The sequence below is a fragment of the Ensifer sp. Root954 genome (assembly GCF_001429005.1).
In the GTDB taxonomy this organism is placed as follows: Bacteria; Pseudomonadota; Alphaproteobacteria; order Rhizobiales; family Rhizobiaceae; genus Ensifer; species Ensifer adhaerens.
Window position 1 is genome coordinate 450 of the sequence record NZ_LMJM01000020.1, and the last position, 21083, is coordinate 21532.

Sequence of the window (21083 nt, forward strand, 5' to 3'; positions counted from 1 at the left end):
CGCCGGCACCCGCCATCTCGAACTCGACCTTGGCCGCAACCATCCGCATGTCGAGATCGAACTCTCGCCCGAACGCGCCGCTGCCGGCGACCACAGCCGCATCGCCTTCCGACCGACAAAGTGGAAGATCTTCAGGGAGGAGCAGCCGAATGCGGCCGCAACGCCGGAGCCGCCGGCCGAAGTGGAGACCGCCGAACCGTTTGAACTGGCACGCACCGGCAGCTGACCGGTCGCGTGCCTAGCGTGCAAGCGCGCCGGCAAACGACAGACTGAGCGTCGCCGTGCGGATATCGGTTTACTTTGGGATGCGCTAAGCAAGGATATCCGCTGCCGACAATGGCTGCGGAACCGGGAGAAGCGCATGACCATCGTCGACGACCTGAAACAAGCCCTCGGCGACATCGTGCTCACCGGCACGCAAATCGGCGAACGCCACCGCAGCGACGCCAGCCTGACCGGCCGGGAGCTGCCCAAAACCGTGATCCGCCCGACAAGCAGTGGCGAGATCGCCACGGCCCTCCGGCTCTGCAACGAGAACGGCCAAACGGTCGTCGTCCAGGGCGGCCTGACCGGGCTTGCTGGCGGCGCCAATGCCGGCAACGACGCGGTGGTGATCTCGCTCGAGCGTTTGAACGGTATCGAAGAGATCGACCCACAGGCAGGCACCATGACCGTGCGGGCCGGAACGCCGCTCGAAGTGGTGCAACGCGCCGCCGAAGACGCCGGTTTCCTGCTGCCGATCGATCTCGGCGCCCGCGGTTCCTGCCAGATCGGCGGCAACCTCGCCACCAATGCCGGCGGCATCCGGGTGCTTCGCTACGGCGTGACCCGCGACAACGTGCTCGGTCTCGAAGCGGTGCTCGCCGACGGCACGATCATCTCGTCGCTCAACAAGATGATCAAGAACAACACCGGCTACGACCTCCGGCAATTCTTCATCGGCTCCGAAGGAACGCTCGGCGTGATCACCCGCGCGGTCCTGCGCCTGCGACCCTTGCCCGCCGGCCGGCTGACGGCGCTCTGCGCTCTCGAAAGCTACGACGACGTGGTCGCCTTCCTCACGCGCTGCCAACGCCGCCTGCCCGGCCTCTCGGCCTTCGAGGCGATGTGGGAAAACTACTTCCGCTTCAACGCCGAGGCGGAGAAGCTGAAGTTCTTTGATGAAATCCCGCCCTTCGCGGTGATCGTTGAGCAGGATCTGCTCGGTGATGCCAGCGAGCGTGATGGCTTCGAGGCCTTTCTCGGTGAGGCGCTTGAAGATGGGATCATTGCCAATGCGCTGATCGCCCAGTCGGAGAAAGAAAGCCGTTCGTTCTGGAGCGTGCGCGAAGGCCACGCGATGGACAGCCAGCTGCCGGCGCTCGTCAACCTCGACGTCAGCCTGCCGATCGGCGATATCGGCCGCTTCGCCACGGAATGTGGTGCCGCCCTTTCCACCCGTTTCCCGGCCGCCCATGTCTCCTTCTTCGGCCACGTCGCCGACAGCAACCTGCATATCGCCTTTTCCGAGCCTGACAGCGACGCGGACACGCCGCATATCGTCGACGGCATCGTCTACGAAATCGTGCGGCGCTACAAAGGCTCGATCTCGGCCGAACATGGCATCGGCACGCTGAAGCGGGATTTCCTCGACCATTCGCGCAGCCCGGCCGAACTCGAACTCATGCACCGGATCAAACGGGCGCTCGACCCGAACGGCATCCTCAATCCGGGCAAGGTGATCTGAGGCAGCCTCATCGCCACGCAAACGGCTCAACTTCAGAGCCAGGACGCCGGCGTTTTCGGCAGGCGCCCTTCGGGATCGATAACCTTCAGTTCGGAACCCTCGCCCGCGTTCCAGTGCCACAGCGCGACGCAGGTGCCGCCGGGCGACATGAAGGACGGATAGATCAGGCCATCGAAGCCTCGGTCGCTCAACGCCAGTTGCAGCTGGTGCGTCTCCGGCACCAGACCACGATCGAGCGCATCGCGCCATTCGCATCGGTGGATTTCTTCGGTGAGACCAAGGTCGGAAAGGATCTCCGGCGCCGTCAGATCGGCAAGACGGGCAAAGCGGAGTTCAAGCTGGGCGATCAGCGCCGGGTGTTGGACGAAACCCTGATTGTATTCGGCCCAGGCGGTCGAGAGCTCGCGGGCGGCGTAAATCGTCGGCGTTCCAACGGGATTCCACCTCCCACCGTACCGCCCTGCCCCTTCGCCCGAGAGCGGCGCATGCGCCCAGCGCGGCACATAAGCGCGCCAGAGGCGCACCGGCTCACCAACCGCCATCAGGCGTAGACACCGGAACGCACGGCTTCGAGATAGGCGAGCACCTTGTCGGCCTTGCCCTCGCCGACGAGATCATAGGCGGTCTTGCCGGCCCAGCCGGGGATCGGCTGGTGCTTGAACCAGATGACGGCGCGGCTATCGTCGCCCGCCATTTCGCCGGCTATGGCAAGGATACGGACGACGCTGCTCAAGGCCGCATCGACCTTTCGGGCACTGGACTTCGCCGTCAGCGTGTTGCGCGCGACACCGATCAGCTTCGCGAGTTCGGCAAGCGTCACGCCAAGGCGTTCGGCGACCAGCCGAGCGGACAGGAAGGACGACTGGCTCTCGCCGTAGTGGGCGGTGGAGATGTTGAGACCGACAGCAGCCATGACAGGATCCGCACTTGTTTTGATCATCGTGTTATCAAAGTAAGATCAAAACATGCCCAAATCAAGGACGCCTATCGCCGCCAGGCGGGCTCGCGCTTGTCGAAGAACGCGCCGACACCCTCACGCGCCTCATCGGATTCCCAGCAATCGGCAAGCTGTTCGATGGTCGCGGCAATGGTCTTTTCGGTGATTGGAGCCCCAAGCGAGCGAGCCAGTCGCTTGGCCCGGCCGGTGGCCTCCGGCGCGACCGCCAGATAGGGCTCGATCTCCGCTTCGATCGCCGCATCCAGCGCGTCGGCGGTGACAACGGTGGTGGCGAGCCCCAAGGCGCGCGCCTCCTCCGCACCAAACAGACGGGCGGACATGAACAGCGGCCGCGCCTTACCCTCGCCGATGCGGGCGACGACATAGGGGCTGATGGTCGCCGGGATCAGGCCGAGACGTGTTTCGGTCAGGCCGAACTTGGCGTCGGTCGAGGCAACCGCCGCGTCACAGATGCTCATGAGGCCAACGCCGCCGCCAAAGGCATTGCCATGCAGGCGGCCGATCATGGGCTTCGAGATCTCGTTCAGCCCCTTGAACATCATCGCCAATCGCGTCGCCTCAGCAATGCGAGTCGCCCTGTCTGCATCGAACTGCTCGCGCATCCAGCCGAGGTCGCCGCCGGCGCAGAAGCTGCGGCCCTCGCCCTCAAGGATAACGACGCGGACAGAACGGTCGGCCGAAAGCTGCTCTGCCGCCTCGGTCAGTTCGCCGATCATCCGCGCCGAAAGCGCGTTGTGCTTCTGCGGCAGTGCCAAGGTCAGCCGCGCGACACCGCGTGCATCGGTTTCGATCCGGATCGTTTCGAAGGTCATGATCCCGTCCTTAAGGTCCGCGCGAAAGCGGCGGCCTGTTCGAGCTTCGCTACGTCGAGCCCCGTCGCAAAACCCTTGGCCGTTACGAAGGCGTTGACGGCGAGCGTGTCGACATTGCCGGCAGCACCCGGCGCATAGGGGCAGCCACCGAGACCACCGGCCGAACCGTCGAAGACCCTGAGGCCGCGGTCGAGCGAAACGGCAATGTTGTCGAGCGCGCGGCCGGAGGTGTCGTGGAAATGCCCGGCGAGCCTGTTGGCCGGAATGCGCTCCAGCACCGCGGCCAGCATCGCGTCCACCGCCTCCGGCGTGCCGCGGCCGATCGTGTCGCCGAGACTGATCTCGTAGCAACCGAGATCGTCGAGCAGGTCGGCGACGCGGGCGGGGCTCGCTGGGGCGATCGCACCCTCATAAGGGCATTCGACAACGCAACTCACATAGCCGCGCAGCAGAATTCCTTTTTCCCGGCACAGTTCGGCAACCGGTAGGAACCGCTCGATGCTCTCGGCGATCGAACAATTGATGTTCTTTTGCGAGAAGGTTTCGGAAGCCGACGCGAAGATCGCCACCTCGTCGGCGCCGGCTTCGAGCGCGGCTTCAAGACCGCGCATGTTGGGCGTCAGCACCGCGTAGCGCGTCCCGGGCCGCCTCCGGATGCCGGCCATCACTTCGGCGGCGTCGGCCATCTGCGGCACCCATTTCGGGCTGACGAAGCTCGTCACCTCGATCCGCTCGTAGCCGCAATCCGAGAGCATATCGACGAGACGTATCTTCTCAGTCGTTGGGACGAGCGCGCTTTCATTCTGCAGCCCGTCGCGCGGCGCCATCTCGACGATCGTCACATGCCCAGGCGCCGCTCCGCTCATTCCGCGCTCTCCGGCTGGAGCATCACCAGCACGGCGCCGGCTGTCACCTGCTCGCCTTCGCTGACCTGCACGCTCTCGACCACGCCGGCGCGCGAGGCCGACAAGGTGAGTTCCATCTTCATCGCTTCCATGACCGCAAGCGCCTGGCCCTTCTCGACCGCATCACCGGGGCGGACCCGGATGAGCTTGACGATGCCGGGCATCGGCGCCGAGACCGCGTCGTCGGCGACCTCGCTTGAGTGACCGGCACCAAGCGCGTCCGGCAAGCGAAGTCCGTAGGTCTCACCGTTCAGGAACAGCGTGATCTGCTCGCCTTCGCGCAGGAAACGGAACTCCTGCTGCGCGCCGGCGATTTCCGCCCGGGCGCCATCGGCAGAGCGATGGAGGATAACGACCGGCAGCGCCGCCGTCCCGGTGTGGACGGCGAACTGATCCCGGCCACGGGCCGCCAGCGCCACGGTCGTCCGTCCACCCAGGTGCTCGATCGCGATGTTGCGGTTTGCGTCACCCCAAATCTGCCAATGGCCGAGCGAAGACCAGGGATCGGCCGATCCGTCCGGCTGCAAGGCTCCGGTCGAAATGATGGCCGCAAGCGCGAGGGCCGCATCGTTCGGCACCGGCGACGCCGATAGCCGATCGATCGAACGATCGATCAGGCCGGTATCGGGGTGCCCGGCGCGAAAATCCGGTTCGGCCGCAAGGCGGGCCAGAAAATCGAGATTGGTGACCGTGCCACCGATGCGGCAGGCCCTGAGCGCGTTCTCGAGCCTGGCCAGCGCCGTCGACCGGTTGGACCCGTGCACGATCAGCTTGGCGATCAGCGGGTCATAGAACGGCGTGATCCTGTCTCCCTGCCGGACACCGGCATCGACACGGACGCCCTCCTCCGGAAAGCTCAAGGTCGTGAGATGCCCGGTCGCCGGCAGGAAGCCGCGCGACGGGTCTTCCGCATAGATGCGGGCCTCGAAGGCCCAGCCGTCGATGGCGATCTCGCTCTGGCGTTTCGGCAGCGCTTCACCGGCTGCAGCCCGCAGCTGCCACTCGACGAGATCGATGCCGGTGATCGCCTCGGTGACCGGATGCTCGACCTGCAGCCGGGTGTTCATTTCCATGAAATAGAACTGATCCGGCCAGAGTCCGTCGGTCACGTCGGCGATGAACTCGACAGTGCCCGCGCCGACATAGCCGATCGCCTGCGCCGCGCGAACGGCGGCTTCGCCCATGGCGCGCCGCACTTCCGCGGTCATGCCCGGCGCCGGCGCTTCCTCGATCACCTTCTGGTGGCGTCGTTGCAGCGAGCAGTCGCGCTCGTAAAGATGCAGGATGTTGCCGTGCCGGTCACCGAAGACCTGCACCTCGATATGCCGCGGCTTCGTCAGATATTTCTCGATCAGGACCGCGCCGTCGCCGAAGGCCGCTTCCGCCTCGCGGCGCGCCGCCTCCAGCGCAGCCGGAAAGTCGGCGGCGCTGTCGACCCGCCGCATGCCCTTGCCGCCGCCGCCGGCGCGCGCCTTGATCAGCACGGGATAGCCGATGTTCACCGCTTCCCCGGCAAGGAAGTCCGGCTCCTGTGTCTCGCCGTGATAGCCCGGAACCACCGGCACGCCGGATTGCTCCATCAGCGCCTTGGCGGCATCCTTCAGCCCCATGGCGCGAATGGCCGACGCCGACGGTCCGACGAAGGTGATGCCGGCCGCCTCGACAGCTTCGGCAAAGTCGGCATTCTCCGACAGGAAGCCGTAGCCGGGATGAATGGCGTCTGCGCCGACGGAGTGCGCCGCCGCGATGATGCGTTCGGCCACAAGGTAGCTGTCGAGCGCCGGCGCCGGGCCGATGCGGATCGCCTCGTCGGCCAGCGCCACATGCAGCGCGCCGACATCGGCATCGGAGTAGACGGCGACCGTGCGGATGCCGAGGCGCTTGGCTGTGCGGATCACCCGGCAGGCGATCTCACCGCGATTGGCAATCAGGAGTTTGGAAAACATCGGCATCTCCTGGCCCTATTGCGCTGCGATCACATCGATTTCGAGCAACCATCCGGCATCGAAGATGCCGGCGATCGCGACCGTCATGGCGGGTGCTAGCGCGCCGAGATATTCGGCGCGGGCCGCGCGGTTGGCCATGGCGTGTTGCCGATCGGCAAGCAGCACCGTCACCTTGACGATATCGACCTTGGTCATGCCCGCCGCGGTCAATTGCGCGTCGATGTTGGCCCAGACCTGGCGCGCCTGCGCCTCGAAACCCTTCGGCAGCGCGTCTTCAGGCGTCAGCGGCACCTGCCCGCTGACGAAGAGCAGACGCTCGAAGTTCTCCAGGCGAACGGCCTGCGAGTAGCCTCCACGCGGCTGCGGTGCGTTCGGGGCATTGATGTTTTCGCGTTTCATGGCGGTGTCCCTACATCCTGAAGAGGCCGAAGCGCGTGTCTTCGATCGGCGCATTGAGCGCCGCCGACAGCGACAGGCCGAGCACGTCGCGCGTCTTGCGCGGATCGACGACGCCGTCGTCCCAAAGTCTGGCCGAGGCATAGAGCGGATGGCTCTGGCGTTCGAAGAGATCAAGGATGGGCTGGCGGAAACGCGCCTCCTCCTCCTCGCTCCAGGGCGTTCCCGCCCGCTTCAGGGCCTCGCTGCGCACGGTCGTCAGGACGCCGGCCGCCTGCTCACCACCCATGACGGAGATGCGGCTGTTCGGCCAGGTCCACAGGAACCGCGGCGAAAACGCCCGACCGCACATGCCGTAGTTGCCAGCGCCGAAGGAACCGCCGACCAGCATCGTCACCTTCGGCACACGTGCCGTCGCCACCGCCGTCACCAGTTTGGCGCCGTGCTTGGCGATGCCTTCCGTCTCATATTTCCGCCCGACCATGAAGCCGGTGATGTTCTGCAGGAAGACGAGCGGGATCTTGCGCTGGGCGCAGAGCTCGACGAAATGCGCGCCCTTCAGGGCGGATTCCGAAAACAGCACGCCGTTGTTGGCGATGATGCCGACCGGGATGCCGTGCACATGGGCAAAGCCGCAGACGAGCGTGGTGCCGTAGCGCGCCTTGAATTCGTCGAAACGGGAACCGTCCACGGTGCGGGCGATGACCTCGCGGATGTCGTAGGGCGTGCGCAGATCCGAGGGCACGATGCCGGCGATCTCGTGCGGGTCGTAGAGCGGCGGCTCAGGCGTCACCAGCTCGACCGTCAACGGCTTCAGCCGATTGAGTGCCGAAACGGCCCGGCGGGCGAGCGCCAGTGCATGAGCGTCATCGCGCGCCAGATGGTCGGCCACGCCGGAGAGCCGCGTGTGCACATCGGCGCCGCCGAGATCCTCCGCCGAGACGACCTCGCCGGTCGCGGCGCGCACGAGCGGGGGGCCGGCGAGAAAGATCGTGCCCTGGCCTTCGACGATGATCGTCTCGTCGGACATGGCCGGCACATAGGCGCCACCCGCGGTGCAGGAACCCATCACCACGGCGATCTGCGGGATGCCGGCGGCCGACATATTGGCCTGGTTATAGAAGATCCGACCGAAGTGATCGCGGTCCGGAAAAACCTCGTCCTGGTTCGGCAGGTTGGCGCCGCCGGAATCGACCAGATAGATGCAGGACAGATTGTTTTCCGCGGCGATCTCCTGCGCGCGCAGGTGCTTCTTGACCGTCAGCGGATAGTAGGTGCCGCCTTTGACCGTCGGGTCGTTGCAAACGATCATGCACTCACGGCCAGACACCCGGCCGATGCCGGTGATCAGCCCGGCCGCCGGCGCATCGCCGTTGTACATGCCGTGCGCCGCCGTCATGCCGACTTCGAGGAAGGGTGTTGCCGGATCGATGAGGCTGGCCACCCGGTCGCGCGGCAAGAGTTTGCCGCGGCTGACATGGCGTTCGCGCGCGGTATCACCGCCGCCGGCGGCCGCCACCTTCACCGCGTCTTCGACAGTCGCGATCGCCTCCGCCATGGCCGCCTGGTTTGCCTTGAACGTATCGGAGGACGGAGAAATGTGAGATTTCAGAACGGTCATCAAGTCCTCTTTCGATCGAGTTCGGCCGTTTCAGTTGGCGGCGGCTACCGCGTCTCGGTGAACAGCTCCCGCCCGATCAGCATGCGGCGGATCTCGCTGGTGCCGGCGCCGATCTCGTAGAGCTTGGCGTCGCGCAGCAGGCGACCCGCCGGGTAGTCGTTGGTGTAGCCGTTACCTCCGAGCGCCTGGATCGCTTCGAGCGCCAGCGCCGTCGCCTTCTCCGCCGCATAGAGGATGCAACCGGCCGCATCCTTGCGCGTGGTCTCGCCGCGATCGCAGGCCGCCGCCACGGCATAGACATAGGCGCGCGCCGCATTCGCCGTTACATACATGTCGGCGAGCTTGCCCTGCATCAGCTGGAACTCGCCGATCGCCTGGCCGAACTGCTTGCGCTCATGCAGATAGGGGACGACCACATCGAGGCAGGCGGCCATGATGCCGAGCGGCCCGGCCGAAAGCACGACACGCTCATAGTCGAGCCCCGACATCAGCACGCGCACGCCACCGCCGATGGTGCCGAGCACGTTTTCTTCCGGCACTTCGCAGTCCTTGAAAATCAGCTCGCAGGTATTGGAGCCGCGCATGCCGAGCTTGTCGAGCTTCTGGCCGGTCGAAAAGCCGGCATAGCCCTTCTCGACGAGGAAGGCGGTGATGCCGCGCGGGCCGGCGGTCGGATCGGTCTTGGCATAGACGACGAGCACGTCGGCGTCCGGACCGTTGGTGATCCACATCTTGTTACCGTTGAGCACATAACGGTCGCCGCGCTTGTCGGCTCTGAGCGTCATCGAAACGACGTCGGAACCGGCGCCGGGCTCCGACATCGCCAGCGCACCGACATTCTCGCCGGAAATCAGCTTCGGCAGGTAACGCGCCTTCTGGTGGTGGTTGCCGTTGCGGTTGATCTGGTTGACGCAGAGATTGGAATGGGCGCCGTAGCTAAGGCCGATCGAGGCCGATGCGCGGCTGATCTCCTCCATCGCCACGCAATGGGCGAGATAGCCCATAGCGGCCCCGCCATGCTCCTCGCCGGCGGTAATCCCAAGCAGACCAAGCTCGCCCATCTCGCGCCAGAGCGGCATCGGAAATGCGTTGCTGCGATCGGTCTCGTCCGCCAAAGGCGCGATACGGTCCGTTGCGAAGCGCCGCACACTCTCGCGCAACGCGTCGATGTCCTCGCCAAGCGCGAAGCTCAATCCGCCCTGAAACATGTCTATCCTCCCATCGTGCCGGCCAGTGCGGTCTCCTCCCACAGCGGCCGGACGATAACGCTCCATCCTCTACGCGGATCGCAGCGAATGCAATGAGATCAACGCCGCGACATGGCCGGACGATAGCACCGCGTTTCGCTAATTTCCTTCCAAAGAGGGGCAAAGCCAAGCACGATATGCAAATCCGGAACCGCCTGCCGATTGCATCCTGTGCGCGAACGAGTTGGCGGGCCCTCGCGCCGAGTCCGGCGGCAGGCGTTCCACTCCTGGTACGGCAGCAGGTGTCGCCGTGACATCGCGGGATCGACGATCAGTTCTTGTTCGGCCAGATTTCCTGGCTGGCCTCGACGGCCGCAAGGCCCTGCATCGCGTCTCTATTGCCGGTGGCGGCAAGCGCCTCGAAGATGCGTCGCGCTTCCGCGTGGTACTTGAGGTTCATGTAGGCGTAGCCGCGCAGCACCATCAGGTCCTGGCGGCGGGTCGAGATCTGCCCGAGCTGATCGAGAAAAAGGATGGCCTCGCGGTAGCGATTGGCATTGAAGGCGGCAATGGCACGGTCGGCGAGGATCGCCGTCTGCAGCTCGTCGACCCGCCCCCGGCTCTGCGTCGACTTGGTCGCCGACACCGCGGCCTTGTTGGTGAGACCAGCGCGCAGGTAGGCCAGGCTCTGGCCATAGGCAGCGTCTTCGCGCATCTGCGACGCAGGCGCCTGCAAGGCCACCTCGAATGCTTCGGCGGCCTCCAGCGGCCGGTTGAGGTCCATCAGGCACCAGCCGCGCGCGAGCGCCGCCTGCGGCGCCATGCCGGCGGGATTGATGGTGGTTCGGCAGCCGGCCCCGCTGCGCACCGATTTCTGCACGACGCCGCCCGTGCGCGGCCTCTGAGCGGCAGGTTGCGCGACCACCTCTGTGACGACGGTGGTACGGGCCGTCGGCTGCGGTTGCGTCCGTTGCACCTCGGCCGTCGGAAGCGGCGCGCGGCTGACTTCGTCGAGCTTCTCCTTGACTTCGCCAAGCCGGGCGATGCGTTCGGAACGGCCCGACCACAAACGCTGGACTTCGACGACGCCATCCTTGTCGTTCAGCTGGTCACGGCTGAGCGCAAGGCCATAGGCCGACGGCTCGTCGTCCGACTTCCAGCGCAGCGCCGTTGCAAACCATTGTGCGGCGGTTGCCGGCTGGTTGAGGGCGCGCGCATACCAGCCGAACTGCTGGGCCGTGGCCGGTTCGCGGGCCTTGGTCGTTTCCTGAGCGATCCGCGCCAGCACGGCGGCATCGAGGGCGACCGGCGGATCGATTGCCAGCAGATTGGCAGTCGCCGCGAAATAGGTCGCAAGGGCATCGGGCGAGCTATCGCGCCACGGGTAGAGTACTGCCTCGGCCTCGAGCGGTGCCTTGCGCGCGATCAGCGTCAGCGCCAGCCCCTGCGCGGCGGAGGCGCTGTCTTCCTTGTCATGGGCACGGCGGAACCATTGCTCGGCGGCGCTCATGTTGTCGCGGCGCAGCTGATACCAGCCGAGCAGCAGAGCGTCGCTTGCCGTGCCACCGGTCTCGGCCAGTTTTTCGACGCGCTGGACGTACTTGGGATCAACCGCAAGCGCTTTGTCTCCGTCACCTTCGGCAACGAAGCGCCGGGCGAGATCGTCACGGATGCTTTCGAACTCCGGCACGCCCTCCGGCGTGGTGCGCTCGAGCGCGAGCAGATCCTGCAGCGTCGCGTAGGACAGCACAGCGGCAGCCTTCTGCACGGTGGCGAGCCGTTCCGGCGCATTGTCGCAGCTCTTCAGCACATAGAGATAGGCATCGCGGGCCCGGTCCGGCCGCTTGGTCTCGGCAAAGGCCTGCGCCACATGCCAGAGCACATCCACTTCCGAGCAGGTCAGAAGGCTCGGCGTGCTCGCAGCAATCGAAATCACGGTTTCATACTGCTTGAGCTCGGAGGCGTTCACCAGCCGGGCGCGAGCCTCGGCGACGTTGAGGCGCTCGAGCAGGTCCGATGGCGGCTGCCAGGCGGCTTCCTTCGCCTGACGCTCGGCGATCGCCTTGCGCACTTCGGCGTAGCGGCCTTCAGAGTAGAGCCGCCACATGGTTTCGAGCGCGACGTCGTTGTTGCGCGGCACAGCCAGCGGATCGGCGGGCGGGACCCAGTCGGGATAAAGCGAGCGCAGGCGCGAGATTTCCGCCTGCAGCCGTGCGGTATCGCCCTTGGCGGCAAAGTAGCGAAGCGCCGATTCGTCGACGACCGACTGCGGCTTGCTTGTGCTTTGTGCTTCCTCCGACGGCCTGTCGGCCTGGGCCACCTCGGTGAATTGCGGCGGCGCGCCGCGCGCGCCCTGGCCGGCGCTGCCGCCGACGGCGGGCGCCTCCTGGCTCTCACCAGTCAAGCTGCCGAGTTTCTTGTTGTCCTGGCGCAAGAAGCCGCCATCGGTCAGTCCGGCAACCCCGATCGCCGTAGTCATCACAGCGGCAATGGCAACGATTGAGGACTTCATAGACACTCCGGACGCTTCTCCCTCACGTAAGACAGCCCTAACAGGTGCAGCGTGGAAGGGTAATATTGCGTCGGGCTGAACACCTTGACGCTGTCGGGTATCGGAACCCTGTCCAAGACACAGGCCAGAATATGGTTAACAAATCGATAACCGGGGTCCGTGAGGCTGGTTTGAACGGCCCCCGTAGAGGCGTCGCTGAGGACCAATGCGTCGTTGTCGCCGGCCATTCCCGCCCGCAGCCGCGCCATCAGATCGCGGCCACCCATGTCCGCCCGGGCGAGGTAGAGCGGGATCCGCAAAGCGTTATAGCCGAACTCGGCGGGAAAGCCCTGGGCTGGCTTCGGCATCGCACGCAGGCTGACCCAGTCGGCCGGCAGTTTTCTCGGGCCTGATTGCAGGGCATTGATAAAGGCCAGGCCGTCATCCGAGAGCGCCTTCCAGCGCGGCGACGGCGCTACCCGATCAAGTGCGGGAAAAGCCTCGAAGATCCAGTAGGACGGATTGACCACCGGGCCATCCGGGCGATCGGTCGTGCCGAAGCCCGTAACGCCGGGCAACAGCAGCGTTCGCCCGCCATGATCGAGCAGGGTGTTGTCGAGGATGGCCTTGGCGATCCTCGATGCGGCCTGCAGGTAATCCTGCCGCTTCCAGCGTTCACCGGCGAGCACCAGCGCATAGGCGATCAGGATGTCGCCGTCGGTGGCATTGTTGATGTCGATAATGTGCGGCGTTTCGGTGGCACTCCACTTCCACGCCGCCAGCCCATCGTCGCGCAGCAGCAGCTCACGGCGCGTGAACGACCAGATCAGCGCGAAGTCGGCCGGGTTGTCGGCCAGCACGGCGAGAAGCAGGCCATAACCCTGTCCCTCGCTATGGCTGACATTGCCATTGGCGTCGTCGATGATCCGGCCACCGGAATCGAGGAACCGCGCCTTGTACTGGTCCCATTCCCCAGCCTTCACCGAGCCCGCCTGTTCGTCGGCTCCGGCCGCCATCGGCAAAAGGAGCGCAAGCAATCCGGCGAGAAGCGCGGTCCGCCACTTCATTGGCGCCGCCCCAGGCGAGTGAGCATCGAGGATGTTGCCAGCCCCAGAAGCACCGACAGCACGATCAGCAGCAGGGCATAGACCATGATGTTGCTGGACAGCCAGTTGGCAAAGATCAGGCGATAGTTGGTGAGCGACGGCGGCTGCGTCTGGACGAAATCGAATCCGGCGACCGGCGTCGCCTCGATCTTGTCTGTCGCCGGCTCATAGGCCGAGACCCGCCCGGCAAGCTGTTGCCAGCGCGTGACGTCGGCGATCGCCGCCGTGCCCTCACGCAGACGCTTTCCGGTTGGCGCCGTCAGCAGCGTCCAGGTCGCGTCGTCGCTCGGATTGGCGCCTTGCGCAATCACAAGCCCGGCACTTTCCGGCGGAATATAGGCGGCTTGCGCTTCGGGCAGGATACGCAGCGAGCTCAGCGAAATGTCGAACTCCTGCTTCACCCAGGTCTGAAACCCCGTGACCTGGTTGCGCCAGGCGCCGCCGCTCAGGCGCGTGCGCCATTCGTCGATGGCTTTCTGGGTGTCGTCAGGACGGCCGGTGTCCTCCGCATTGCCCCAGGACATCTGCCTGGCGGGGTCGATACCGACCTGTGTCAGCACCGTCTTCGGCAACTGCGGCATGGCGCCGATGAAGATCGCGTTGCGGCTGCCGGCTGCAAGCGGCGATGTGATCACCTCCACCAGCATCGGCCTGCCGCCGGCAACAGCCAGGCGGGCAAGGAAGGTCGCGGCCGCCGACAGCGTGTCCTCGTCGGCACGGTCGAGGAAAAGGGGAACGGCGGCGCTATCACTGCGATAGGGGGCAGCAGCACCGGAAATCGCAGCGATATTCGGCCGGCGACCGATGCGCGCGAAGTCCGGCATTCGCAGTTCGGACGTATCGAAGAGCGCGAAGCGCGGATCGTTGGAGGCCGGCGTTCCCGGCGCGCAGGCCTTGTCCGGCTCGGCGGAGAGCACCGCCTCGATCTCGATCAGGTTCGGACCGGGCTTGAAATGGCGCATCGTTACTTTGATCGGCAGGTGGCGCAGGATGTCGCCTGTGGCCGAGTTCAAAGGGATCGTCGATGCGATGTTGCCGTTGATATAGATGTCGATGTGGCTGCCTGGAAGCACGGCATCCGTATAGGCAGCGTCGAGCAGAAGCGTCGCGTCGCCATAGGCGTCGGCATAGAAATCCGACGGCACGGCTACGGAGAAACGCGTGCGAAAGCGCCGGCCGGTAAATTCGCTGGTCTCCACCCCGAGTTCGGAGAAGCGCAGGCGCGCATTCGTCACGACCAGCGGCGTCTCCGGCAACTGCCAACGCCCGGTGGCGATGACGTCGCGCGGCACGTTGCTCGGGCGGTCCATCGGCTGCGTGATCCCCTCGATCGCCTCCTGAACGGCGGACCAGTCTGGACCGCTGATCACCAGCACCGACGACTTCGTCTTGCCGTCGCGCACGAACATGGCGACAGGGCCGCTCGACGCACCTTCCGGCAGTCGCTCGAGGAACGGCGCCACTTCCTCCGCGGTGCCGACGAGCGCAGTCATCTGCCCGGGTTTCGCGAGTTCAGGCATGGTCTCGCTGAGGGCGAATTCCTGGGCGGGCATCTGGCCGCGCAACGCCATGCCTTGCGCAAGCCGCATCAGAGCTGCCGTTCGGCTCGGCTGCTGGAGGCCGGGTACGACCAGGTTGAACTGCGTCCGGCCGCGCGCATCGAGCCCGACTGCGCGTACGTCGTCGAGACTGGAAAGCGTCGCGCTGTCGCCGGAGGAAAACCGGATGAAGGCCGATTCCGGTGCGATCTCAGTCCACAGTTCATAGGTCGATTCGACCGTGCAGTCCGTGCGGTGGCGTTGGCGAACCTTGACGCGAATATCGTTGGATCCGGCGCGCAGCAACCCGGGCTTCAGGTCGTAGCTCAGCGGCGTGGCGGCCTCCGCCGAGCCGATCGGCTTCTCGCCGGCCAGTTCGCCATTGACGAAGATCGAAAGCGTCGACGCTTCCGGCGCAACGACGATCGCGTTCTGATAGGCGAAATTAAGCGAGGCGGCAGATTGCGCCTGCGCCGGCGTCAGATAGACGGACCAGGTGCGTTCATCGACCTCTCCGGTCAGCGACAGTGCGCTGAACGGGATGATGAAGCGCTTGAAGTCGTCCGGCGGCTTGAGCGTGACGATGGGCTCTGCCGGCCCGGCGTTGCTTCCGGTGTCTGCCGGCGGCTGCAGGATCGGAGCATCCGCCGGGCGCTCGCCGGACATGTCGAAAGGCGACGGCTGCGCCGACACGCCGGTTGCAAGGCTCGCAAGCAAGAGGGCTGGGAGAACGAGGCGCCTGAGCATCAAGCGCCCTCCTTCTGCGCCTCGGAGCCACGCAGGCTGCGAAGGAAGTAGATCATGCCGCGGCTCGTCTGATAGAGCGCCAGCCAGAGGAACCAGAACGTTCCGCGCACCAGTCCCGGATTACCGCGCCGGGCGCTTTGAAACTCGCTCCATTGCCGCGAATTGGCAAAGATCAGGTCGGCGACCAGGCTGTGATGGCGGGCGACCTGCGGCAGGTAGCGGCAGCCCATGATGGTGATATCGCCGGCAACCTCCTTGTTGCGGATCGCGACAGGCAGCGTCTCGGCCACGCCGCTGCCGCTATAGGGCTCGAAGCGGATCCCGCCCTCGGTGTCGGTCGGCAGCGTCGATGCGTCGATGCCGTAGACCTGGACGCGCGCGCCGTGCGCCGAGACATCCTCGATCGTTGCCGGATACCATTTGTCGGCGACCCCGAACTCGCAGCGGCGGCTGACCTTGACGCGCCGGGAGGCTGCCCGCTCGCCGCGCTCCGACACGACGCCGAGCACGCAGCCGGCCATGATCAGGTTCAAGAGGTTCCAGCCGCCGACGACGAGCGTCACGTCTGCCTTGTACGGCTCGGTGTAGACCCGGTAGACCGTCATGAGCAGGGCGACGAAAAGCACCGCGAAGATGACGAAGAACGGCCGGGCGATCTCGGAGAGCCGGCTTTCCAGGATCGATTCATCCTTTGCCGTCACCTTGAAGGTCGGCCGGCTCGGCCGCAGCAGCACAGAGATGACCGCCGGCAGCAGATGCACCGTCTGGGCGAACTCGTAGAGTTCAGAGATCCAGGGCCAGCGGAACGAGCCGTAGAGATAGTTCTGCATCATCAGGTTCACGACCATGTAGGCCAGCGTATAGGCGAGGAACTCGCCGCCAGACGCCGTGAAGATCTCAAGGTCGAAGAACAGATAGAAGAGCGGCGCAAAAAGGAAAATCGTCCGCGGGATCGGAAACAGCCAGAACAGCGTCGACGACATGTAGCAAAGCCGTTGCGGGATCGACAGTCCGCCCTTGAACAGCGGAAAGCGGAATATGAGGATCTGCATCATCCCTTGCGCCCAGCGGCTGCGCTGGCCGATGAAGCTGGCGAAGGTCGCCGGTTGCAGGCCGGCGATCAGCGGGCGGTCGACATAGATGCTGTTCCAGCCGCGTCCGTGCAGCGCCAATGCCGTTTCGCAATCCTCGGTGATGCTCATGCCGCTGAAGCCCTCGGTATCCTCCAGCGCCTTGCGGCGAAGAACGGCGGCCGAGCCGCAGAAGAAGGCGGCATTCCACTTGTCGAGACCGCGCTGGATGATGCCGTAGAACATCTCGTTCTCGCTCGGCATTTTCTCGAAAGTGCGCAGGTTGCGCTCAAGCGGATCCGGGTTGAGGAAGAAGTGCGGCGTCTGCACCAGGAACAGCTTCGGGTCCTGCTCGAAATAGCCGACGGTCTCCAAAAGGAAGTCGCGCGCCGGCGCGTGGTCGGCATCGAAGACCGCAATCAATTCGCCGTCGGAGTGCAGCATGCCGTTGTTGAGGTTGCCGGCTTTGGCGTGCTCGTTGCGCTCGCGCGTGAGGTAGCGCACGCCGAGATCGTCGCAAAGCGCCTGCAGTTCGGCATTGCGGGCGGATGCGCGCTGCGCTTCGACAAGGTTTGCCGAGTTGCGCTTCTGCAGGGTGCCGCCGTCGTCGAGCAGCCACACCGTCAGCTTGTCGGCCGGATAATCCATCGCCTTGGCGGCGGCAAGCGTATTGGCGAGCAGGCCTGCGTCCTCGTTGTAGGACGGCACGAAGACATCGACCTTCGGAAACTTGCCGGGAGAGATCGAACTCGCCTTTCGCGGCGGCAACGGCATCGCCACTACGAACAGGCTGAGCGACAACATCATCACGCTATACATTTCAGCGAGGTAGAGCAGGAAGCCCGGGATGAAGTTTTCAAGCTGGTTGAGCGGCGGCAGCGTGCTTGTAGTGCGCCAATAGACATAACGCAGCACGATCGCCGTACCGAAGGCGAGCGCGATCAGCCGCCAGCGGCCGCCGGCATTGGCAAGCTTGAGCACGGCCATGAAGGTTACGATGAGAACGCTGACGATGAGCTGCGTCTGGAGGTTCACCGGCAGCGTGATGACCGCCATCACACAAAGCGAGAAAAACGCCCAAGCGGCAACCGATCCGATCCTGCTCATACATTTGCCTTCCAGCGTTCGGCATCATGCCACTGGTATTGCCCGACCCATATTCGACCGAGTCTCCCCTACCGACACCAGCCCATAACAAAGGATGGTTAGCGGTCGATTAAGGGCAGGCTCCTCCGGTCTGCTGCCCTGCGCACGCAGGAGCCGGCACGATCACGTTCGGCAAGGTTTTCGCCGTGGTTTCCGCCTGCGCCTGCGGCATTGAGACGGTTCCGTCCGGCTGCGGAACCGGGATCGACGTCACCGCGGTGGGCGCAACGACCTGCTGTTCGACGCGTGCCGGAACGCTGCTGACTTCACGCCGTGCCACGGGCTGCACCTGGCGCCGCGGAACCACCACCGGAGCGCTCGTGGTCACCGCCTCTTCCTTGCGGTAGATCGGGCTGCCGGTTCGGCCGAGACCCGCCTCCAGCGGCGGCGGCGCGCCATAGGGGTTCCAGGCAGGATCGCCGAAGGTGCCGGTGATCGTGTAGCCGTAGACCGGGGCCAAAAGCTCGGTCTCGCTGGCGCCTGCCGCGCAATAGCGCAGCCTCACCTGGATCGTGCCGTAGCCCTTGAGCGGCGAGCGATGGTTCTCCGCCTGGCGGATCTGCTGCCAGGCAAAGATGCAGGCGTCGTTCGCCCGGCCCTGACCGAAGGCATAGCCGAACGGCCCGTAATTGTTCTGCAGGAAGTAAGGGTTGAGCGACAGCGAAACGCCGGGCAGCGCCCGGCGCGCCTCAGCCATCATTTTGTTGTCGCGCACAGCGACATAGTTCGAGCGGGACTGTTGGTCGAACTTGGCGTTCATCGGGCCGAAGAACTTGGCCCGCAGCAGGTTCTGACCTGGGGTCGCCGCCGACGTGTAAAGATAGATATCCTGCTCGATCGCGTTGGTGCTGCGCCGTTCGACGACGTTCAGAACCGCAGGCCCGCCGGGCGGCGGCAGGATCAACGCGTTTTCCGAGGGAACCATGATACTGCCGGTCGGCGTGCCGACGTCCTGGCGCGTGTTGCAGCCCGACAGCACGGTCGCGGCCACCAGCGACACCGCAGCCACGCGCCAGCCGTCCGCAGGGCGCAGCCGTCTCTCCGACGTGCCGAATCTCCGACTCAGATATCGTTGCATCATGGCTGAGCATTAGTTGATTCACCCCATTTCGCAAACCCGCGAAGAATGGGGGCAGAGATGCGACCGGGCGACGACGCACGGCTTTGTCCCCTCAAAATCGATTGTTTCAGGGCGGGCCGGCGCGCTTCCGCGGCGCCGCGACCAGTCGCCTCAAACCGCTTCTCTGGGACGGGCAAGATCGTTGACACCCTCGTCATCCGGGGCCTGCCCGTAGCTCATGCGGCGCATCTGCGCGATGACGCGCTCCATCTCGTCGTCGGGCAGAACCGGCGGCTCGCCAAGCGTCAGCGCCTGAACATACATGCGCGACAGGGTCTCGATCTCGATCGCCAGCCACAGGGCGGACTCGAGCGTCCTGCCGAGCGAGATCTGGCCGTGCTGGCCAAGCAGGCAGGCCGTACGGTCCTTGAGCGCCACAAGCGCATTGTCGGACAATGCCTGCGTGCCGAAGGTCGCATATTCTGCACAGCGGATCGTCGTGCCGCCGGCAATGCCGGTCATGTAGTGAAAACTCGGGATGGTCTTGTGGTGGCAGGCAAGCGTGGTCGCATAGACCGAATGGCAGTGCAGTACGACGTTGATATCCGTGCGTTCCCTCAGGATATCGCGGTGGAAACGCCATTCCGACGACGGACGAAGACCGACATAGGTACCGTCGAAATCCATCTCGACCAGATCCTCAGGCTGCATCGTCTCATAGGGCAGCGACGACGGCGTGATCAGGAAACCGGTCTCGGTGCGAACAGAAATGTTGCCCGCAGTCCCCTGGTTGATACCGTTCGAATTCATGCGGCGGCAGATGTCCACCATCTCGCGGCGGAGCGACAGAATGTCGGCCTTGGTCATCGATATGTCCTTTCGAAGTCGCGACTGAAACCATTGTTGTGCCCAGCCCGGGCGCGGGCTCGCCATTGCGACGCATAGACGGCGACAGCAGGCGAGAGGTAAGACACGTCGCCGGGATCGGCGAGCGAAAGCGGCGCCGGGCGCCGGCGCCGGCCCTCGCTTGCAAGCAGTGCGGCGCCGGAGGCCACGCCATAGGCATCGAGATTGAAACGCACACGCCGGTTCGGCATCAGTGCGGCGACGAGGCGGGCATAGAGCGGGTCGCGCAGGAAGCTTCCGTCGAGTACGACCAGCGGCCCCGGCCCCAGCGCCTCCACGCACTCCGCCGTTAGAAGCGCGCAATAGAGCAACGCCAGCGCCTTGCGTTCGATCGGCGTTTCCGGCGGTGGCCCGCTGATGCGACCGCGACCGGCACTTCCCGGAAAGAGGCCGTCATCGTCGCCGAACGACGGCAGCGCCATGCTGCGTCTGGCGATCAAGCCGAGAACGACGTCGTCAGGCACCGCGGCGTTCGGCGGTTCGCGGCCCGCCACATGGGAGAACTCGCGGCCACCCATCGTGAGCACGCCGCCGAGCGGGCGCCCGAAGACGTCGCTGTTCAGCGTCATGCCGCGGTGTTCGTCGAGCCGGTCGAGGGCCGTGCGGCCGGAAAAGGCGACGATCCAGGTTCCGGTCGAAACGACGATGAAATCGTTGAGCCCGCCGGCGTGATAACGATAGTGGTTGAGGCTGCTGTCGTGGCCGCCCGTAAGCACGCGCAAGCCTTCCGGCAACCCGTGGCGCCGGACAAGCTCGGGACGAGCGGAGCCGAGGACCTGCCAGGCATCGGCGAAATCCGGCATCAGGCTCCGCCAGCCGCGTGTCCCGACAATGGGCGCGAAGCGGCGTTCGGCGACATTCCAGAGATGCGATTGCGCGCCGAGCAGGCTCGCCTCGGATGCAGCAACGCCCGACAGCCGCCACGCCCAATATTGCGGCAGGCCGAGATACCAGCACGCGGCGGCGACGGCATCGGGCGCATGCTCCTGCATCCAGTAGAGCTGGCGCGCCTGATGGGTGGCGCTGTGCATCGTCGCGCTGCCGCGGTCGAAAAACGAGCCGGAGAGCGGCGCGTAGCCGAGCTGGATTTTCTCCGGCACCGGCTGCTCGTAATCGATCATCGGTAGAGCCGCGCCAGCGGCCATATCCGGGTCATCGCCGACGAGTACGCCGCCGGACCCGTGACCGGCGGCGACGAAGGTTTGCAGCGGATGGCGGCGACCAAGATCTGCGAGACTGGCGAAGATCCATTCGCCAAGGCTTTCGAGGTCGTGATGCCGCCAGGGCGGGCCCGGCAGCACTGGGTTGGCAACGCTCAGCGTTTCCAGGACGAAACCGTCTGATGTGACCGCGTTCAGCTTCACATTGGTCTTGCCGACGTCAAGGACGGCGACCGTCCCCGTGTCCGCATCCGCTGAAACTGCCATACCGAGCCCCTCCGTCCTGATAGAGGCGGCGCTTAAAGCGC

At 65.3% G+C, this 21083-nt stretch carries 16 protein-coding genes and 1 pseudogene; 2 read left to right on the forward strand and 15 right to left on the reverse strand.

The window, feature by feature from the left end; translation table 11 throughout:
* Positions 1–226 (forward strand): annotated as a pseudogene (locus tag ASE71_RS36895) (sulfate ABC transporter ATP-binding protein); the annotation flags it as partial.
* A gap of 135 nt (positions 227–361) precedes the next feature.
* Positions 362–1726, forward strand: a complete 1365-nt coding sequence (locus tag ASE71_RS10720; RefSeq protein ID WP_060519894.1) for an FAD-binding oxidoreductase — start codon at positions 362–364, stop codon at positions 1724–1726.
* A gap of 32 nt (positions 1727–1758) precedes the next feature.
* Here the strand turns inward: ASE71_RS10720 and ASE71_RS10725 are convergent, their stop codons facing one another.
* The 15 genes from ASE71_RS10725 to ASE71_RS10795 all read right to left on the reverse strand — a co-directional run bounded on the left by ASE71_RS10725 (position 1759) and on the right by ASE71_RS10795 (position 21042).
* A complete protein-coding gene (locus tag ASE71_RS10725) occupies positions 1759–2268 on the reverse strand; it encodes an RES family NAD+ phosphorylase (RefSeq protein WP_034789933.1) in 510 nt (169 codons plus the stop codon).
* Positions 2268–2639 carry an antitoxin Xre/MbcA/ParS toxin-binding domain-containing protein gene (locus ASE71_RS10730; RefSeq protein ID WP_034790287.1) on the reverse strand — a complete coding sequence of 124 codons (372 nt, stop codon included), beginning with the start codon at positions 2637–2639 and terminating at the stop codon, positions 2268–2270. The genes ASE71_RS10725 and ASE71_RS10730 overlap by 1 nt, the downstream gene beginning before the upstream one ends.
* 71 nt (positions 2640–2710) lie before the next feature.
* Positions 2711–3496 (reverse strand): crotonase/enoyl-CoA hydratase family protein, encoded by a 786-nt coding sequence (locus ASE71_RS10735; protein WP_034789934.1) that lies wholly within the window; start codon positions 3494–3496, stop codon positions 2711–2713.
* A complete protein-coding gene (locus ASE71_RS10740) occupies positions 3493–4362 on the reverse strand; it encodes a hydroxymethylglutaryl-CoA lyase (protein ID WP_034789935.1) in 870 nt (289 codons plus the stop codon). Before ASE71_RS10740 ends, ASE71_RS10735 begins: the two co-directional genes overlap by 4 nt.
* Positions 4359–6347: an acetyl/propionyl/methylcrotonyl-CoA carboxylase subunit alpha gene (locus ASE71_RS10745; protein ID WP_034789937.1), complete on the reverse strand. Its 1989-nt coding sequence runs from the start codon at positions 6345–6347 to the stop codon at positions 4359–4361. The genes ASE71_RS10740 and ASE71_RS10745 overlap by 4 nt, the downstream gene beginning before the upstream one ends.
* 15 nt (positions 6348–6362) lie before the next feature.
* Positions 6363–6746 carry a RidA family protein gene (locus tag ASE71_RS10750; protein ID WP_034789939.1) on the reverse strand — a complete coding sequence of 128 codons (384 nt, stop codon included), beginning with the start codon at positions 6744–6746 and terminating at the stop codon, positions 6363–6365.
* Between the two features lie 10 nt (positions 6747–6756).
* Positions 6757–8364 (reverse strand): carboxyl transferase domain-containing protein, encoded by a 1608-nt coding sequence (locus tag ASE71_RS10755; RefSeq protein ID WP_060519896.1) that lies wholly within the window; start codon positions 8362–8364, stop codon positions 6757–6759.
* Between the two features lie 44 nt (positions 8365–8408).
* Complete coding sequence (locus tag ASE71_RS10760; RefSeq protein ID WP_034789942.1) at positions 8409–9572, reverse strand: isovaleryl-CoA dehydrogenase; 1164 nt, start codon at positions 9570–9572, stop codon at positions 8409–8411.
* A gap of 310 nt (positions 9573–9882) precedes the next feature.
* Entirely contained in the window at positions 9883–12063 is a 2181-nt protein-coding gene (locus ASE71_RS10765; RefSeq protein ID WP_034789945.1) for a cellulose synthase, read from the reverse strand.
* Positions 12060–13109, reverse strand: coding sequence for a glycosyl hydrolase family 8 (locus tag ASE71_RS10770; protein ID WP_034789947.1), 1050 nt, complete (start codon positions 13107–13109; stop codon positions 12060–12062). The genes ASE71_RS10765 and ASE71_RS10770 overlap by 4 nt, the downstream gene beginning before the upstream one ends.
* Positions 13106–15433 carry a cellulose biosynthesis cyclic di-GMP-binding regulatory protein BcsB gene (locus ASE71_RS10775; protein WP_034789952.1) on the reverse strand — a complete coding sequence of 776 codons (2328 nt, stop codon included), beginning with the start codon at positions 15431–15433 and terminating at the stop codon, positions 13106–13108. The genes ASE71_RS10770 and ASE71_RS10775 overlap by 4 nt, the downstream gene beginning before the upstream one ends.
* On the reverse strand, positions 15433–17610 hold the full coding sequence (bcsA, locus tag ASE71_RS10780; protein WP_034789955.1) for a UDP-forming cellulose synthase catalytic subunit: 2178 nt from the start codon (positions 17608–17610) through the stop codon (positions 15433–15435). Before bcsA ends, ASE71_RS10775 begins: the two co-directional genes overlap by 1 nt.
* Positions 17611–17719: 109 nt before the next feature.
* A complete protein-coding gene (gene bcsN / locus ASE71_RS10785) occupies positions 17720–18658 on the reverse strand; it encodes a cellulose biosynthesis protein BcsN (RefSeq protein ID WP_034789958.1) in 939 nt (312 codons plus the stop codon).
* A 222-nt stretch (positions 18659–18880) separates the two neighbouring features.
* Positions 18881–19576 carry a class II aldolase/adducin family protein gene (locus ASE71_RS10790; RefSeq protein ID WP_034789970.1) on the reverse strand — a complete coding sequence of 232 codons (696 nt, stop codon included), beginning with the start codon at positions 19574–19576 and terminating at the stop codon, positions 18881–18883.
* Positions 19573–21042 carry an FGGY family carbohydrate kinase gene (locus ASE71_RS10795; RefSeq protein ID WP_060519898.1) on the reverse strand — a complete coding sequence of 490 codons (1470 nt, stop codon included), beginning with the start codon at positions 21040–21042 and terminating at the stop codon, positions 19573–19575. The genes ASE71_RS10790 and ASE71_RS10795 overlap by 4 nt, the downstream gene beginning before the upstream one ends.
* Positions 21043–21083 lie beyond the last annotated feature (41 nt).